We start from the raw sequence: 15,228 nt of genomic DNA on the forward strand, positions 1-15,228 counted from the left end.
TTAACGAAAAAATACTTTATAAATTTTTTCCACAGGTGGTCCGACGGCTATAGTAGCCCTTTCGATCCCATTTTGCACTGGATAATGTGCATTTTTTCATAATGCATGTTAATAACGTGTTTATAAGTATGTCTACAATGTGTAAATTGTGTTAATTGAGTATCCTGTGGGACTTTATAGAAAAACAAGAAAGTGGGAAAATATAAAAATAACAGCTACCTCTGCCAGGGTGAAAAACAGCTGTTTGGCCGATTTAATTCCCTCTTTTGCAAAATTTTAACAGCAATGAAAATCTCTCTGCCTTACATTTACATTTAATTCTTAATTTTGCCACTCTTTTATGCAGAAATTTTTATTGTACATCAGTGTTCTTGCGCTTGTCATCACCACCTCCTGTAATAACCAGTTACGGAGAATAGAGAAAAGCAACAACTTTGAGAAGAAGCTGGAATACGCTAACCAGTTATTCCAGAAGAAGAAATACAATACAGCAATTACACTCTATACTGACCTGGTACAAGTGTATAAGGGTACCGATAAGTTTGAGCCGATGTATTATAATTTCGCATACTGCTCTTATTATGTAAAGGATTATATCCAGGCAGCTTTCCAGTTTAAAAACTACCTGGACCTGTTCCCGAACAGCCCAAGAGCCGTGGAAATAGATTATATGCAGGCCTATTGCTATTATAAGCAGTCGCCCAAGGTATCCCTGGATCAAACCAATACCATGAAGGCCATTGCCGCTATGCAAACCTTCATCAATAACTATCCCACTGCGGAAAAAGTGGCGGAAGCCAATCTCGTGATCGAATTGTGCCGCCGCAAGCTGGAAAAGAAAGAATTCAACAGCGCCGAATTGTATTATAACCTTGGCTTTTTTAAAGCAGCCGGTATTGCCTTCAAAAACCTGATGCGCAATTACCCCGACTCTGATAAAAGCGATGGATACAAAGTAATGGCTATCAGGGCTTATTATAATTATGCTAAAAACAGTATTCCGGAAAAGCAGAAGGAGCGTTATGCCACCGTGTTGGACGAATACCTGGACTTCGCGGATCACTACCCGAACAGCAAATTGAAGCCAGATGCCGAAAAATTTTATACCTTAGCACAAAACAACATAAAATCACTGGATAATGAGCAAATTAAAGCGAAGTCTAACCAGTAGCCTTAATCCCTGGGTAGAAACCAAAAATACTACCGACATTAAGAACAGAACTGGTAATTTATATGAGTCTATTGCCGTGATAGCCAAACGCGCCAATCAGATCAATATTTCCGTGAAAGAGGAGCTCCATTCCAAACTGGAAGAGTTTGCCAGCCATACGGACAACCTCGAGGAAGTGCACGAGAATAAAGAGCAGATCGAAATTTCCCGTTTTTACGAAAGATTGGCTAATCCAGCTATTCAGGCTACGCAGGAATTCCTGGACAACAAAATTTATTTCCGCAAGAACGATGACGATTTGTTCAGCTAATCCATCCCACATTATTTTGTGAGGTACGCGATTGCGAAAAAGAAAAATATTAATTTCATGGCGGCAGAATGATTTCTGCCGCTTTTCGTTTTTATATATGTCCATGGACGCTATTAACATGCTACAAGGAAAGAAAATCCTGCTGGGAGTGTCCGGCAGCATCGCTGCCTACAAGGCGGCTACCCTTACCCGGTTGCTGGTAAAAGAAGGCGCTACTGTAAAAGTGGTGATGACGCCCGCCGCTGCCGACTTTATCACCCCGCTTACCCTGGCTACCCTTTCCAAAAACGAGGTACCCATGAATATCAGCGACCATAGCAGCTGGAATAACCATGTCATGCTCGGACGCTGGGCCGATGTAATGGTCATTGCCCCCGCCTCCGCCAATACCATCGCCAAAATGGCTTCCGGCCTTTGTGATAACCTCTTACTGGCCGTATATCTCTCTGCTACCTGCCCGGTGCTGTTTGCCCCCGCCATGGATGAGGACATGTGGCATCATCCGGCTACCCGCCGCAATGTGGATAAACTCATCTCCTACGGAAATCAACAAATACCGGTAGCCGCCGGGGAACTGGCCAGTGGGCTCTTTGGAGAAGGCCGCATGGCTGAACCAGAACAGATAGTGGCCTGCCTGCAACAGCATTTTCAACAAAAAGTACCTGTAAATAAACCACTTGGTGGAAAAACAGCCATTGTTACCGCCGGTCCTACAATAGAACATATTGACCCGGTACGCTATATCAGCAACCATTCCAGCGGAAAAATGGGTATCGCTATTGCCGAAGCCCTGGCCGATGCCGGCGCCAATGTACAACTGGTACTGGGGCCTACCCCCCAGCAAACCAGCCACCCCGGCATTACCACTACCCGCATACAAACCGCCCAGGAAATGTTTGAAGCTGTAACGGCCCGCTTTTCCCAGGCCGATATTGTAGTGGCAGCAGCAGCTGTGGCAGATTACCGCCCTGCTAACGTAGCCGATAAAAAAATTAAGAAGGGGGAAGCGCAGTTACATATTGACCTGGAAAAAACGCCCGACATCCTGCGTTCGCTGGGAGATAACAAAACTCAGCAGCTGTTGGTAGGCTTCTCCCTGGAAACCAACAATGAAAAGGAGTATGCACTGAAGAAACTTCGGGAAAAGCACCTGGATATGATCGTAATGAACTCACTGGCCGATGCCGGTGCAGGTTTTAACTATGATACCAATAAAATAACCCTGTTTGATAAAAATGGCCGGGAACAAAGTTTTCCATTGAAATCTAAACAGGCCGTGGCGCAGGATATTGTTTCCGCTATAATAGAATTGCAACATGCATAAACGTTTCCCGTTACTTCTGCTGCTGGCTGGCGCATTGATCCTATACTGCCGCCGCCCCGCCCAGGCCCAGGAAATCAGGGCCAACGTGTCTGTGGTAGCTGCCCAGGTACAAGGCGTAGACAAGAAAATATTTACTACCCTGCAAAATTCCATCCGGGAATTTCTCAACAACCGCCACTGGGCCAACGATGCATTTACCCCGGCCGAACGGATTGAATGCAATTTCCTGCTGAATGTAACCGGCACTGTAGGTTCCGACACCTATAAGGCCAGTCTCACCATACAGGCTACCCGCCCGGTGTACAACGCCAGCTACGTAACCAGTTTGATGAACATCCAGGATAACAGCGTAGTATTCCGGTATGTGGAATTTCAACAGCTGGAATTCAGCGATACCCGTATTGTAGGTAACGATCCGCTATCCTCTAATCTCACAGCTATCCTTGCCTATTATGTGAATATTATACTGGGACTGGATTATGACTCTTTTTCTCCCCGTGGCGGCGACCCGTACTTCAAAAAGGCGCTGAATATTGTGAATAATGCACCGGATGGGAAGGAAATCAGTGGCTGGAAAGCCTTTGAGGGGAATCGTAACCGTTACTGGCTGCAGGACAACCTGCTGAATGCCAAGTTCCTCCAGTTCCATGATGTGATGTATCAATACCACCGCCAGGGACTGGATGTGATGTACGATGATGTAGCCAAGGGACGTGCGACGGTGCTGAATTGTCTGAATATGCTGTATTCCATTCACCAGGATATTCCCAATTCCATGCTGATGCAGGTATTTTTTGCCGCAAAAGGGGAAGAATTACAGAAATTATTTGCGAAAGCAATGCCGCAGGAAAGAAGCCGTGCGGCGGAATTGCTGTCCCAGATGGATGTACCCAATGCACAACGGTATCAACAGATGAAATAATGGCGGAAGGAAGCATATCTGCCTGCTAAAAGTGAAATGCGATAATGAAGAATATAATAAAATATACCCCCCTGGCTTTATGGATGCTGTTTATATTTGCCTGCGGAGAGGGGGATAAAGTACCGGGTAAATATCTTTCGAAAGATAAAATGAGCAGCATTATGACAGATATGTCGATTGCAGATGCTTATAGCAATGAGTTGCAGGTGCAGCAAAATACTACCTATTCTCCCAATTACGATTCAGTGAGACAGGAAAAAGTGAAGATCTACTACAAGCAGATACTGGATTTGCATAAAGTAACGGTGCATGAATTTATGGATAGTTATCGCTATTATGAATCGCATCCCAGCAGGTTGAAAGAGGTATTGGAGATGGTGCAGAATAATATCTCCACCAGGAAACAAAAGCTGGGGAACCCAATAGAAGAAAATGCACCGATCCGCTATCGTTTGAAGAGCATTTTCCCTTATGCCGACAGTGTGATACTGGTTCCCAGGATGGACACCATGCGGCCCTTTGTTAAGCGGCAGCAATAATCTATAAAACACCAAAACATGAAGAAAGTAGTAGCTAATGCCGATGAAGCGATACAGGATATCCAGGATGGCGCGGTGCTGATGCTGGGAGGGTTTGGTTTGTGTGGTATTCCGGAAAACTGTATTACCGCGTTGGTAAAGAAAGCCGTAAAAGGATTGACCTGTATTTCCAACAATGCGGGTGTTGATGACTTTGGCCTGGGGCTGTTATTGAAAACACGGCAAATCCGGAAAATGATGTCGTCTTATGTAGGCGAAAATGCAGAATTTGAGCGGCAGTTACTGGCCGGAGAACTGGAGGTAGACCTGATTCCCCAGGGCACCCTGGCTACCCGGATCCAGATGGCAGGTATGGGTATTCCAGCCTTCTTTACGCCCGCCGGTTACGGTACCGAGGTGGCGGAAGGCAAAGAAGTAAGGGTATTTAACGGAAAACCCCATTTGATGGAACTGGCCCTGCATGCCGATTTCGCTATTGTAAAAGCCTGGAAGGGCGATACCCTGGGTAACCTGGTATTCCGTAAAACCACGAGGAATTTCAGTTCCTCTATGGCCAGAGCAGGACAAATTACGATTGCAGAGGTAGAGCACCTGGTACAGCCAGGAGAGCTGGACCCGGACAACATCCACGTACCGGGTATTTATGTGCACCGCATATTCCAGGGCGGTAATTATGAAAAACGGATTGAACGCAGAACCGTTAAGATCTAGTTCATCAAATTTTCCACTCTTCAAATCTGAAATTTTATGTCGCTCGACAAATATGGTATCGCCAAAAGAATAGCGCAGGAGCTGCGGGACGGTATGTATGTTAACCTGGGTATTGGTATTCCCACACTCGTATCCAATTACATTCCGGCAGGAGTGTCTATCATGTTACAATCAGAAAATGGTATACTGGGCATGGGGCCGTACCCGGCTACAGAAGATATAGATGCAGACCTGATCAATGCGGGTAAGGAAACTGTTACCCTATTACCAGGAGGAAGTTTCTTTGATTCTTCCGAAAGCTTCGGTATGATTCGCGCAGGGAAAGTAGACCTCACCGTGCTGGGAGCAATGGAAGTTGCCGACAACGGTGATATTGCCAACTGGAAAATCCCGGGAAAGATGGTAAAAGGAATGGGAGGCGCCATGGACCTGGTGGCATCGGCACGTAATATTATCGTGGCCATGATGCATACCAATCCTAAGGGGGAAAGTAAATTATTGCCGCAATGTACCCTGCCATTAACTGGTGTGAACTGTGTAAAGAAGGTAGTAACAGAGCTCGCCGTATTGGATGTTACCCCAGATGGCTTTAAGCTGCTGGAACGTGCACCCGGTGTGAGTGTGGACGAAATTCGTGCTAAAACAGCTGGTCGATTAATTGTTGAAGGTGAAATTCCGGAGATGAAGATCTGATCAGGTAATTACGTATATACGTTACCGTGCCCCGCACCTTTATAGGAAGCAGGGGCACTTTATTTTACGAAGGGATCATTTTTATACTAAATATTAAATACGAATGTTTGGCGCTTTATATATCTATTATAATGATATTATTTAATTATTCATACCCGTTGAAGTGTTAAGAAAGGAATGCCCGGTACCGTTTGGTATCAGATATTTTGTATCTCCATACATACTTTCCTGAAATAAAATCTGGAAATCTCAAAGTTCAGAAATCGCCAAATAAGTGCTAACTTCCACTTTGCTAAAATAGTTCGAGGTGCAAGTTGGATTTCTTTGTTATAACGGTAAATACATTCCTGCGGCAGACCCGATTTTTACTGCGGACAATCGTTCCTTCAGATATGGGGATGGCTTCTTCGAAACGATGAAAGTATACCAGGGCCAAGTATTATTGGCCGACCTCCATTTTGAACGACTCCTCGCCAGTTTGCATTTATTACACTTCGACATTCCTGCTGATTTTACCAGGGCTTTTTTTGTTAAGCAGATCACTGACCTCTGCGCTAAAAACAATGTGTTGCACCTGGCACGTGTACGCCTGGCTATATTCCGTTCTGACGGCGGTTTATACGACCCCGTCAATAATTTGCCCAATTATATTATCCAATGCTGGGAATTAAATAAATCAATATTGGAGTTAAATCAAAATGGGCTGGTAACTGACATTTTCCCGGATGTGAAAAAGAGTTGCGATAAACTCTCTTCCATCAAATCCAATAACTGCCTGCCTTATGTAATGGCGGCTATGTACGCTAAACAACACCGGCTGAACGAAGCGATTCTGCTGAACCAGTATGGCCGTGTGGCAGACAGTACCATCGCCAATGTATTCATTGTACGGAACAAAGTGCTGTATACGCCACCTACTTCAGAAGGAGGCGTATGTGGCGTCATGCGTAAATACCTGTTGCAATCAGAATTGCCCTTTAAAGTGGAAGAACGCGTATTAGATATTGATGACCTGGAAATGGCAGACGAAATCTTCCTGACCAATGCCATTTATGGTATTCGCTGGGTGGGCGTTTTCCGCGACAGTAGCTATGGCAACGCCACTGCTGCTATTTTACATGAAGTACTGCATGAAGGAATGTTGTAGCTAAAATTACCTGTTTGCATGAAGACTGAAGTGAGTTTATGCTGGTTCCGCCGCGACCTGCGGCTGGATGACCAGGCCGCATTTTATTATGCATTACGCTCCGGTAAACCAGTGGTGCCCGTATTTGTATTTGATACAAATATACTGAATGACCTGGAACACAAGCAGGATCAGCGCTTACAGTTTATCTACCAGGCATTGGAAGATATGCAACGGGAACTGGTACCCTTCGGCGCCTCCCTGGATATCTTTTACGGTACACCCGCCGCTGCTTTTGCGCACTGGACCCAACGGTATAACGTAGCCGCAGTATATACCAATCATGACTATGAGCCTTATGCCAGAGAGCGCGACGCCCTGGTAGCAAAGGAGCTCCGCGAAAAGGACATTTCCTTTCACACTTATAAAGACCAGGTGATCCTCGACCGGAATGAAGTATTGAAAGATAACGGAGAACCTTATACGATATTTACGCCGTATAGCCGGAGGTGGCACGATACATTAACTGCCTTTCATTTGAAACCCTATCCCTGCCACCGTTATATCAGGCAATTATACCAACAGCCGGCTTTGCCGTTTCCTTCCCTGGAGGAAATGGGCTTTGTGGCAGGAGATAAACATTTCCCTGCAAGCGTATTGCCGGAAGCACTGATCCGCGGGTACGACAAAAATCGCGACTTTCCCGCTGTGGCGGGCACTTCCAGGATAGGTGTTCATTTGCGTTTCGGCACCGTTAGCATTCGTGCGCTAATGCAGCAGGCTTTACAATTCAACGATACCTTCGCCAAAGAGCTGATATGGAGAGAGTTTTACCAGATGATACTCTGGCATTTCCCGCATGTAGTGGGACATTCTTTTAAAAAGGAATACGATAAGATCCACTGGCGTAATAATGAACAGGAATTTGAACGCTGGTGCAAGGGAGAAACAGGCTATCCTATTGTGGATGCAGGTATGCGTGAACTCAATGCTACCGGCTACATGCATAACCGCGTACGCATGATTACCGCGAGTTTTTTAACGAAGCATTTATTGATAGATTGGCGCTGGGGAGAAGCGTATTTTGCGGATAAGTTATTAGACTACGATTTAGCCTCCAACAACGGCGGCTGGCAATGGGCGGCTGGTTCAGGCTGCGATGCGGCTCCCTATTTCAGGGTGTTTAATCCCACTTTGCAAACACAGAAATTTGATAAAGACCTGCAATATATACGTAAATGGGTACCGGAGTTTGAAGAGCTTACCTATGTGAAACCAATTGTATCGCATGAGGTAGCAAGGAAGCGGGCATTGGAAGTATATGGGAAAGCGCTGAAATCTTAAAAGCAAAGCGGAGATCCATGATCCCCGCTTGCTATAAATGGTTGGTTTACGGTAATACTGTTTTTAGTTTTTGCATTTCCATCCAGAGCGAAAGCAGTCCGTTGTCTTTTTTCTCTTGTTGCAATTGCAGCAGGAGTCTCCGTTTAAAGGAGGTGATAATATAGCTGCGCACATTGGTAACTGTATCGAGTCCTGTTCTTTTTTCCCAGAGATAAAGAAACACCTGTTGGATACAATCTTTCACCGGTTCGCTCCTGGCGCATATTTTCAGACCCAGGAAGAAGAGCAGGTGATAGTATTTGTCATATAATGAATAAAGTGCCTGTTCCTCTCCCTGGCGGAAGCGGTCCCACAGTATTGTATCCTTGTTTTCGCTCATACCGCAACAAAAGAACAAAAAAAGGCTGGTTTAAGAACGGATTTTTTCCGCTGCGTGCATCAATGCCATCACGGCTGCCTTTCCCTCCTGGCCTAAGTCCAGGCTAAAATCATTTACATACAGATCGATATGCTGACGCATCACCTGTTCATCCATTTCCTGGGCATGTGATTTTACATAGTCGGAGAGCTGTGGATAAGTGGTGTAGCTGTTTTGCAGGCTCTGGTGAATGAGCTGGTCGAGTTGGTGGCGGGTAGCTTCGGGTATGTCTTTCCGGATAAAGATGCCGCCCAGCGGAATAGGATTGCCGGTAGTTTGTTCCCAGAATTCGCCCATATCCATGAGTTTTACCAGGCCTTTCAGCTGGTAGGTAAAGCGGTTTTCATGGATGATAACGCCGGCATCTACGTCGCCGTTTAATACGGCGTTTTCGATCTCGGAGAAGACCATGATCTTTTTATTTTTCGCCTCCGGGAACGCGATAGAAAACAGGAGGTTAGCCGTGGTGTTTTCTCCGGGGATGGCAATGCACAGGTTTTTGATCTCTTCTTTCGGGATATCTTTCCTGGCAATCAGTAAAGGGCCGCAGCCGCGTCCCAGTGCGCTGCCGCTATTGAGCAGATCGTATTGATCTTTTACTTTGAGGTATACCGCAAAGCTCAGTTTCGTAATGGCCAGTTTACCCTGTAAAGCCCAGTTGTTGAGCGTTTCTACGTCTTCAAGATGGGTATCGAAGGTAAAATCTTTTGTATCTATTTTTTTATTCACCAATGCGTCGAAAATGAAGGTATCATTTGGGCAGGGTGAAAATCCTAGCGATAAATGCATATGCTCCAAAATTTTATTTCCTTGTTATTGAATGCCGGCCAGCGTTTTCACGGTTTGTACCAGTTCCTCGTTTAATGTTTTCACGGCCAGTGGTATTTTCCATTTGCTTTTATCCCGGATAGCTACCTGGTTGGAAATGCTCCGCATCTGCAGGAAAGGTACGTTTTCCGTCAGACAGGCATAGTGAAATGCGGCGCCTTCCATGCTTTCTATGTCTGGCGAATAGCGTTGTTCCAGTCGCTGTATAGTGGGCAGGCTGCCGCTTACCAGGTTAACCGTAACACCTGTGGCGGTGGGCAGCGCAGGCATCCAGGGGAGTCCGGCAAAGGTATTGACCAGGCTGGTGCCCGTAAAGGGGGCCTGGGAAGGTTGCCAGAGTTGTATATCAAATAAATCTTTAAACTGATCATTGTCTTCTGCGCCCAGGTCGGCCAGGTATTCCTGCTGGATGAGCACTACCTGTCCCAGTTCCCAATGGGGGCCAAAAGCGCCGCCAATGCCTGCCTGGATGGCGATGTGGGGTTTATTATTGGCCAGGTGCCGGCCGAGGTGGAAAGCGGTGTGCATCATGCCAATGCCGGCGATGAGTACGTCTACTTCACAATGGGCGGCAGATAAAGTTGGGCGGTGTTGGTCCAGGAACTGTAAAAATGGCTGTATTTCCAGTGTGGTAGCCGCTGTTACCAGTAATTTCATGGGGTAAAAGTACGGCAAAAATGAGAGCTTCCCATGTAAAACAATTGACAGGAATTAGGATAAATTGGCCTTACTCACTTAATAGTGGTATTTTTGCAAAAATTTTTTGCAATAATGATTTATTTAACGCGAGTAGAGAACTTCAATGCAGCGCATAAGTTATCTAACCCGGGCTGGAGCAAAGAGAAGAACGAGGAAGTTTTTGGTAAATGTGCCAACGAAAACTGGCATGGTCATAATTACGAATTACACGTCACTATAAAAGGTAATCCTGACCCGGACACCGGGTTTGTATTCAATGCCAAGACTTTAGGAGTAATTATCCGGGATGCTGTTATTGAGAAGATCGATCATCGGAATCTCAATATGGATGTAGATTTTATGGCAGGTAAATTTACTTCCGCCGAAAACCTGTCTATTGCTATCTGGGACCAGTTGGCCAAACACCTGCCAGCAGAAGTACAATTACACTGTATCAAGTTGTATGAAACCCCTCGCATATACGTAGAATACTACGGAGGAAAATAGTGGAAACGGATACGTATATGCCTGCCTTGGAATTTATTAAAATCATATAAGAATGGCGTATAATAAGATTGAAACATACGATGATAAGATCACGTCCGGTCTTGTAGAGAATTATAGGGAGTGCCTGCAATTATTGGGAGAAGATCCTGATCGGGAAGGTCTGCAAAAAACACCGGAGCGCATGGCTAAGGCGATGCAGGTGCTTACGCAGGGGTATCAGTTAGATGCCAAAGCAATATTGGAAGGCGCCCGGTTTACCGAAGCATATAGTGAAATGGTGATCGTAAAAGATATAGAATTGTACTCTATGTGTGAGCACCATATGCTGCCCTTCTTCGGAAAGGCGCATGTAGCCTATATTCCCAACGGATATATTACCGGCCTGAGTAAAATAGCCAGGGTAGTGGATGTATTTGCCCGCCGCCTGCAGGTACAGGAGCGCTTAACGCACCAGATCCTGGATGCAATCCAGGAAACGCTGCAGCCACAAGGTGTAGCGGTAGTAATCGAAGCCCAGCATCTCTGCATGATGATGCGTGGCGTACAAAAGCAAAACTCTGTTACCACTACTTCCGCTTTCAGCGGACAATTTGAGAACGGTACTACCAGGGCCGAATTCCTCAAGCTGATAGGCAGATAGAAGACATTATACCTATTTTAGGGACGCTCAGATTTTATTTTGGGATAGCGCTGCTACGCAGTGTTACCAGGAAGATAAAATTTGAGGGTCCCTAAATAATTTATAAGTCTTTTACTTGTATATTTGGAAAATTTTAATTTGATAAGCTAAAACTATAATATCTCCACATGAAGCATGCTTACGTATTTCCCGGACAAGGTTCCCAGTTTCCGGGCATGGGCAAAAATCTGTATGACACCAATGCAAAAGCAAAAGAACTTTTTGAGCAGGCCAATAACATCTTAGGATTCCGCATTTCTGATATCATGTTTACTGGTACAGAAGAAGATCTGAAACAAACCAATGTTACCCAGCCTGCTGTATTCCTGCATGCAGTAATAGCCTTTTTGTGCACTGAGCATTCACAGCCTGAAATGGTAGCCGGCCATTCTCTCGGTGAGTTTTCCGCACTCGTAGCCAATGGCGTATTGTCGTTTGAAGCAGCCCTGAAACTGGTAGCTATCCGCGCCAATGCCATGCAGAAAGCATGTGAACTGCAACCTTCCACCATGGCTGCCGTACTGGCCCTGGCAGATGAAAAAGTAGAAGAGATCTGTGCTGCTGTTACCGCCGAAACCGGCGAAATAGTAGTACCGGCTAACTATAACTGTCCCGGACAACTGGTTATTTCAGGAAGCCTCAAAGGCGTGCAAATAGCCTGTGAAAGAATGAAGGCCGCCGGCGCCAAGAGAGCGCTGATTTTACCGGTAGGTGGTGCATTCCACTCCCCGCTGATGGCGCCCGCCAAAGAAGAACTGAAAGCAGCCATCGAAACTACTGCTTTTAACACGCCTTCCTGCCCAGTATATCAGAACGTGGCAGCAGCGGCAGTAACCGATCCGGCGCAAATCAAACAGCACCTCATTGATCAGCTGACCGGCGCAGTTAAATGGACACAGTCTGTACAAGCCATGGTAGCGGATGGCGCGAAAGAGTTTACCGAAGTAGGTCCCGGTAAAGTATTACAGGGATTGATCCAGAAGATTAACAAAGACACCGTGGTAAACGGTATTAACTAAGCATATGATTTAAAAGTAAAAAGCGAATAACACCCGTTATTCGCTTTTTTATTTTTAGTCTTTCAGCTTCAACACCATCTCATATTGCGAGAGGTATTGTTCCAGGCCTGCACGTTCGAGGAACAGCCCTATTTCCGGGAAATTTTCATCAATATTAATAATGGTAAAAGGGCCGTCGAGGCTGGTGGCTGCATATTGAAGCAGGGCACTGCCCACACCTTGTCGCCGGAAGCGGGGATGCACCGCTATATTACGGATCCGGCGCGTATCGCGGTGTATACTGACATAGCCAACGGTTTCTCCGCTTATCGCCGCCTCCCAGGTGGTGGTAAACGGCGCTTCCCTGACCAGGGTACTTACAGCGTTAGACCAGGTGGGTTCCATATCCATAAATGTTGCCAGCAGTGACCAGTCGGGCGTTTTATTTTCTTTCACAGAGATGCCTGCCGGGATTTTACCGATGCGGATATTACCCTTGTAGGCATTGATCGTTCTTATTTTTTCAAAACCGGTACTGCTATAGGCTTTGATAGCTGGGATATTGCTGCTGATCACTTCCAGTATTATTTTCTGAATGCCCTGTTGCTGGTAACGGGGAATGAAATGATCATACATTTGCTGTACCAGGCGCTGGCCGCGATAAGCAGGAATAACGCCGGTACCGCCATTATACAGCATGGTGGGATGCTGGTGGTCGTCTGGTGCATGTAAAATAAATCCTCCCAGTTCGTTGCCGGCAAAGGCGCCTATTGAATAATCCCGGTGCAGGTTTTCGCCCTGTATTTTTTGTTCCATGATGGAAGGAGTCAGGTGCAGAGGAACTATATAATCGCTGAATGCCGTATTGAAAGCATCGCACAGTGTGTGGGTAGCGACTTTTTGTAATGTTCTGAAATCAATCGTCATAACGGAATGGGTATATCCTCAATATTAGCAAGGACGGAGGATATACCCTTCCGGAATTATATGAACGGAAAAAATTATCGCAGTTCGATGGCTACGTTTATCCATTCCGGGTCGAATTTGTTGGTGTAATTTTTATAGAAATTGATAGCGGGTGTATTCCATTCCAGCACCTGGAAGGTAATGCCGCTGAATTGTTTTTCCTGGGCCTCCAATATCAGCTGGTCAAAGAGTAATTTACCCAGCCCCTTACCACGGCATTCGCGGGTAACAATAATATCCTCCAGGTACATACGGCATCCTTTCCAGGTTGAATAACGGATATAATATAATGCCATGCCATGGATCACTTCCCGGCCTTCCACCATAGAGGTGGCCACAAATGCTTTCCAGACCGGATGGGGGCCAAAGCCCGATTCTTCGAAATGGGCCATGCTGACAGTTACTTCTTCCGATGCTTTTTCATATTCTGCCAGTTCGCGGATCAGCTCCATCAAACGGGGGCAATCCTCTTTTCGTGCAACCCTTAGCGTTATATCTTCCATAGCTGTAAATGTTATGCCGGTGAGCCGGCGCTTTGTTTTAATATGCCGGGTGCAAAATAATCAAAATTGTGTGGATCCCTGTGTTCCATTGCAGGCATTGGCTGCCCGTCCCGGCCCCTCGCCGGGGCGGCAGGAAGATTGGTAAAATATCATATGCTAAAATGAAAAACAATATTGTAATTTGGAAGGTGTTTACCAGGGCGTGACTATTAATCTCTTTTAACATGAAAAATTTGCTTGTGCATTTGGCTGCTTATAATCATTGGGCTAATCAGCAGCTGGTGAAGGGATTAGGGAAGTTAACAACGGAGCAGGTGGACCAGGAGCAGGGAGGGCGTTTTTCTACCCTGCGGAAAGCGGTTTATCACTTATGGTCGGAAGAATGTTGTTGGTACCAGCGTTTGCAGCTGGTAGAAAAGCCCACTGATCCTACGACCGGCTTTGACGGCTCATTTGCAGCGGCCTGCGCAGCCTGGCTGAAGCAATCGGCATTACTGGAAGAGTGGGTAGCAAAGGCGCCCCAGGTGCGGTTGAACCATACGATTGCCTATACCCTCAAAAAGAGCGAGCATTACAAGATAGCCGTGGAGGATGCCATTGTGCAGGTATGCACCAATAGTACCTTTTACCGTGGTCAACTGGTATATATGTTAGCGCAGTTGGGTATTCAGCGGTTACCGGCTGTGGAATACAGCCGTTTTAAGCCTAAAAAGTAGGCTGATTTTATTATTTTTACCGATCTTTTGCCTTTAAAGTTCCATTATGAATGCTGCCTCCTTTTATGCGAAGGCTCCCAGGCACCTGGTAGCAGTAGATTGTATCATCTTCGGCTTTGATGAAGGCCGGTTGAAATTGCTGATCATGCAACGTAAAGTAGCCCCTATGGCCGGTGAGTGGTCGTTGGTGGGTGGTTTTGTGCAGGAAGAAGAGAGCACGGATGAAGCGGCAGCACGGGTATTGGAGCATACTACCGGTCTTAACGATATTTATATGAACCAGCTGCATTGCTATGGCGATGTAGCCCGTGATACCGGCGCCCGCGTAATTTCGGTTGCCTATTATGCCCTGATCCGTATTACCAATCACGATAAGCCATTGGCCAGGGAACATGGGGCCCACTGGCTGGAATTACATGAAATTCCGGACCTGATTTTTGATCATGGAAAGATGATTGAAGATGCACTGACCGCCCTGCGCAATAATGCCCAGTTCCATCCTATTGGATTTGAACTGCTGCCGGAAAAATTTACCCTCTCCCAACTCCGGTGCCTGTATGAAGAAATTTACCGGAAAACCCTGGATAAGCGCAATTTCCGCAAGAAAATTCTCTCCCTGGATGTAATGGAAAAATTGGATGAAAAAGACAAAACATCTTCCAAGAAAGGAGCACACCTGTATCGCTTTGATCCTGAAAAATACGAAGCCCTGAAACGCAAAGGACTGGTCTTTGAGATCTAGTTTGTAAAATGAACAAAATGGATGACAGCCGGCACCGTAAATACCGCTATTTT

The 15,228-nt window shown here is 46.0% G+C and carries 19 protein-coding genes; 14 read left to right on the forward strand and 5 right to left on the reverse strand.

The features are described 5' to 3' along the window. The first annotated feature begins 340 nt into the window (after positions 1 to 340). The 9 genes from FHW36_RS07170 to FHW36_RS07210 all read left to right on the forward strand — a co-directional run bounded on the left by FHW36_RS07170 (position 341) and on the right by FHW36_RS07210 (position 8,140). Positions 341 to 1,171, forward strand: coding sequence for an outer membrane protein assembly factor BamD (locus tag FHW36_RS07170; protein ID WP_145664621.1), 831 nt, complete (start codon positions 341 to 343; stop codon positions 1,169 to 1,171). Further along, positions 1,140 to 1,481, forward strand: a complete 342-nt coding sequence (locus FHW36_RS07175; protein ID WP_142683742.1) for a DNA-directed RNA polymerase subunit omega — start codon at positions 1,140 to 1,142, stop codon at positions 1,479 to 1,481. Before FHW36_RS07170 ends, FHW36_RS07175 begins: the two co-directional genes overlap by 32 nt. Positions 1,482 to 1,584: 103 nt before the next feature. Continuing rightward, positions 1,585 to 2,805 carry a bifunctional phosphopantothenoylcysteine decarboxylase/phosphopantothenate--cysteine ligase CoaBC gene (coaBC, locus tag FHW36_RS07180; protein ID WP_246121091.1) on the forward strand — a complete coding sequence of 407 codons (1,221 nt, stop codon included), beginning with the start codon at positions 1,585 to 1,587 and terminating at the stop codon, positions 2,803 to 2,805. Next, the gene (gene porD / locus FHW36_RS07185) at positions 2,798 to 3,727 is read left to right on the forward strand and encodes a type IX secretion system protein PorD (protein ID WP_145664624.1); all 930 of its coding nucleotides are present in this window, start codon (positions 2,798 to 2,800) and stop codon (positions 3,725 to 3,727) included. The genes coaBC and porD overlap by 8 nt, the downstream gene beginning before the upstream one ends. 44 nt (positions 3,728 to 3,771) lie before the next feature. Then, positions 3,772 to 4,266: a DUF4296 domain-containing protein gene (locus tag FHW36_RS07190; RefSeq protein ID WP_145664627.1), complete on the forward strand. Its 495-nt coding sequence runs from the start codon at positions 3,772 to 3,774 to the stop codon at positions 4,264 to 4,266. A gap of 18 nt (positions 4,267 to 4,284) precedes the next feature. Continuing rightward, complete coding sequence (locus tag FHW36_RS07195) at positions 4,285 to 4,977, forward strand: CoA transferase subunit A (RefSeq protein ID WP_145664630.1); 693 nt, start codon at positions 4,285 to 4,287, stop codon at positions 4,975 to 4,977. Between the two features lie 36 nt (positions 4,978 to 5,013). Further along, on the forward strand, positions 5,014 to 5,670 hold the full coding sequence (locus FHW36_RS07200; RefSeq protein ID WP_145664633.1) for a 3-oxoacid CoA-transferase subunit B: 657 nt from the start codon (positions 5,014 to 5,016) through the stop codon (positions 5,668 to 5,670). Between the two features lie 307 nt (positions 5,671 to 5,977). Continuing rightward, positions 5,978 to 6,817, forward strand: coding sequence for an aminotransferase class IV (locus FHW36_RS07205; protein ID WP_145664638.1), 840 nt, complete (start codon positions 5,978 to 5,980; stop codon positions 6,815 to 6,817). 18 nt (positions 6,818 to 6,835) lie between these two features. Continuing rightward, the gene (locus FHW36_RS07210) at positions 6,836 to 8,140 is read left to right on the forward strand and encodes a cryptochrome/photolyase family protein (RefSeq protein ID WP_145664641.1); all 1,305 of its coding nucleotides are present in this window, start codon (positions 6,836 to 6,838) and stop codon (positions 8,138 to 8,140) included. A 46-nt stretch (positions 8,141 to 8,186) separates the two neighbouring features. Here the strand turns inward: FHW36_RS07210 and FHW36_RS07215 are convergent, their stop codons facing one another. From FHW36_RS07215 to mqnB, 3 genes are read right to left on the reverse strand one after another with little or no spacing between them, the layout of a single operon-like run. Then, the gene (locus FHW36_RS07215) at positions 8,187 to 8,519 is read right to left on the reverse strand and encodes an RNA polymerase sigma factor (protein ID WP_145664644.1); all 333 of its coding nucleotides are present in this window, start codon (positions 8,517 to 8,519) and stop codon (positions 8,187 to 8,189) included. A 30-nt stretch (positions 8,520 to 8,549) separates the two neighbouring features. After that, on the reverse strand, positions 8,550 to 9,347 hold the full coding sequence (locus FHW36_RS07220; RefSeq protein ID WP_145664647.1) for a 1,4-dihydroxy-6-naphthoate synthase: 798 nt from the start codon (positions 9,345 to 9,347) through the stop codon (positions 8,550 to 8,552). A gap of 24 nt (positions 9,348 to 9,371) precedes the next feature. Beyond that, positions 9,372 to 10,043, reverse strand: a complete 672-nt coding sequence (gene mqnB / locus FHW36_RS07225) for a futalosine hydrolase (RefSeq protein ID WP_145664650.1) — start codon at positions 10,041 to 10,043, stop codon at positions 9,372 to 9,374. Positions 10,044 to 10,157: 114 nt separating this feature from the next. On the opposite strand from mqnB, the gene FHW36_RS07230 reads away from it, so the two are divergent. From FHW36_RS07230 to fabD, 3 genes are all read left to right on the forward strand, one after another. Then, positions 10,158 to 10,571, forward strand: a complete 414-nt coding sequence (locus tag FHW36_RS07230; RefSeq protein WP_145664653.1) for a 6-pyruvoyl trahydropterin synthase family protein — start codon at positions 10,158 to 10,160, stop codon at positions 10,569 to 10,571. Positions 10,572 to 10,623: 52 nt separating this feature from the next. After that, complete coding sequence (gene folE / locus FHW36_RS07235) at positions 10,624 to 11,211, forward strand: GTP cyclohydrolase I FolE (RefSeq protein ID WP_145664655.1); 588 nt, start codon at positions 10,624 to 10,626, stop codon at positions 11,209 to 11,211. Between the two features lie 167 nt (positions 11,212 to 11,378). Beyond that, the gene (fabD, locus tag FHW36_RS07240) at positions 11,379 to 12,269 is read left to right on the forward strand and encodes an ACP S-malonyltransferase (protein ID WP_145664658.1); all 891 of its coding nucleotides are present in this window, start codon (positions 11,379 to 11,381) and stop codon (positions 12,267 to 12,269) included. A gap of 54 nt (positions 12,270 to 12,323) precedes the next feature. On the opposite strand, the gene FHW36_RS07245 is transcribed toward fabD, so the two are convergent. Both FHW36_RS07245 and FHW36_RS07250 read right to left on the reverse strand, forming a co-directional pair. Beyond that, a complete protein-coding gene (locus FHW36_RS07245; RefSeq protein WP_145664661.1) occupies positions 12,324 to 13,175 on the reverse strand; it encodes a GNAT family N-acetyltransferase in 852 nt (283 codons plus the stop codon). Positions 13,176 to 13,249: 74 nt separating this feature from the next. Further along, entirely contained in the window at positions 13,250 to 13,717 is a 468-nt protein-coding gene (locus FHW36_RS07250; protein WP_145664664.1) for a GNAT family N-acetyltransferase, read from the reverse strand. Between the two features lie 224 nt (positions 13,718 to 13,941). On the opposite strand from FHW36_RS07250, the gene FHW36_RS07255 reads away from it, so the two are divergent. Then, the gene (locus FHW36_RS07255; RefSeq protein WP_145664666.1) at positions 13,942 to 14,433 is read left to right on the forward strand and encodes a DinB family protein; all 492 of its coding nucleotides are present in this window, start codon (positions 13,942 to 13,944) and stop codon (positions 14,431 to 14,433) included. Between the two features lie 46 nt (positions 14,434 to 14,479). Continuing rightward, on the forward strand, positions 14,480 to 15,175 hold the full coding sequence (locus tag FHW36_RS07260; protein ID WP_145664669.1) for an NUDIX hydrolase: 696 nt from the start codon (positions 14,480 to 14,482) through the stop codon (positions 15,173 to 15,175). The last annotated feature ends 53 nt before the right edge of the window (positions 15,176 to 15,228 follow it).

It is taken from the genome of Chitinophaga polysaccharea (assembly GCF_007829335.1).
In the GTDB taxonomy this organism is placed as follows: Bacteria; Bacteroidota; Bacteroidia; order Chitinophagales; family Chitinophagaceae; genus Chitinophaga; species Chitinophaga polysaccharea_B.

Coding starts and splice junctions, on each gene's coding strand:
- FHW36_RS07170 (WP_145664621.1), top strand. CDS start 341: ATGCAGAAATTTTTATTGTACATCAGTGTTCTTGCGCTTGTCATCACC.
- FHW36_RS07175 (WP_142683742.1), top strand. CDS start 1,140: ATGAGCAAATTAAAGCGAAGTCTAACCAGTAGCCTTAATCCCTGGGTA.
- coaBC (WP_246121091.1), top strand. CDS start 1,585: ATGGACGCTATTAACATGCTACAAGGAAAGAAAATCCTGCTGGGAGTG.
- porD (WP_145664624.1), top strand. CDS start 2,798: ATGCATAAACGTTTCCCGTTACTTCTGCTGCTGGCTGGCGCATTGATC.
- FHW36_RS07190 (WP_145664627.1), top strand. CDS start 3,772: ATGAAGAATATAATAAAATATACCCCCCTGGCTTTATGGATGCTGTTT.
- FHW36_RS07195 (WP_145664630.1), top strand. CDS start 4,285: ATGAAGAAAGTAGTAGCTAATGCCGATGAAGCGATACAGGATATCCAG.
- FHW36_RS07200 (WP_145664633.1), top strand. CDS start 5,014: ATGTCGCTCGACAAATATGGTATCGCCAAAAGAATAGCGCAGGAGCTG.
- FHW36_RS07210 (WP_145664641.1), top strand. CDS start 6,836: ATGAAGACTGAAGTGAGTTTATGCTGGTTCCGCCGCGACCTGCGGCTG.
- FHW36_RS07215 (WP_145664644.1), bottom strand. CDS start 8,519: ATGAGCGAAAACAAGGATACAATACTGTGGGACCGCTTCCGCCAGGGA.
- FHW36_RS07220 (WP_145664647.1), bottom strand. CDS start 9,347: ATGCATTTATCGCTAGGATTTTCACCCTGCCCAAATGATACCTTCATT.
- mqnB (WP_145664650.1), bottom strand. CDS start 10,043: ATGAAATTACTGGTAACAGCGGCTACCACACTGGAAATACAGCCATTT.
- FHW36_RS07230 (WP_145664653.1), top strand. CDS start 10,158: ATGATTTATTTAACGCGAGTAGAGAACTTCAATGCAGCGCATAAGTTA.
- folE (WP_145664655.1), top strand. CDS start 10,624: ATGGCGTATAATAAGATTGAAACATACGATGATAAGATCACGTCCGGT.
- fabD (WP_145664658.1), top strand. CDS start 11,379: ATGAAGCATGCTTACGTATTTCCCGGACAAGGTTCCCAGTTTCCGGGC.
- FHW36_RS07245 (WP_145664661.1), bottom strand. CDS start 13,175: ATGACGATTGATTTCAGAACATTACAAAAAGTCGCTACCCACACACTG.
- FHW36_RS07250 (WP_145664664.1), bottom strand. CDS start 13,717: ATGGAAGATATAACGCTAAGGGTTGCACGAAAAGAGGATTGCCCCCGT.
- FHW36_RS07255 (WP_145664666.1), top strand. CDS start 13,942: ATGAAAAATTTGCTTGTGCATTTGGCTGCTTATAATCATTGGGCTAAT.
- FHW36_RS07260 (WP_145664669.1), top strand. CDS start 14,480: ATGAATGCTGCCTCCTTTTATGCGAAGGCTCCCAGGCACCTGGTAGCA.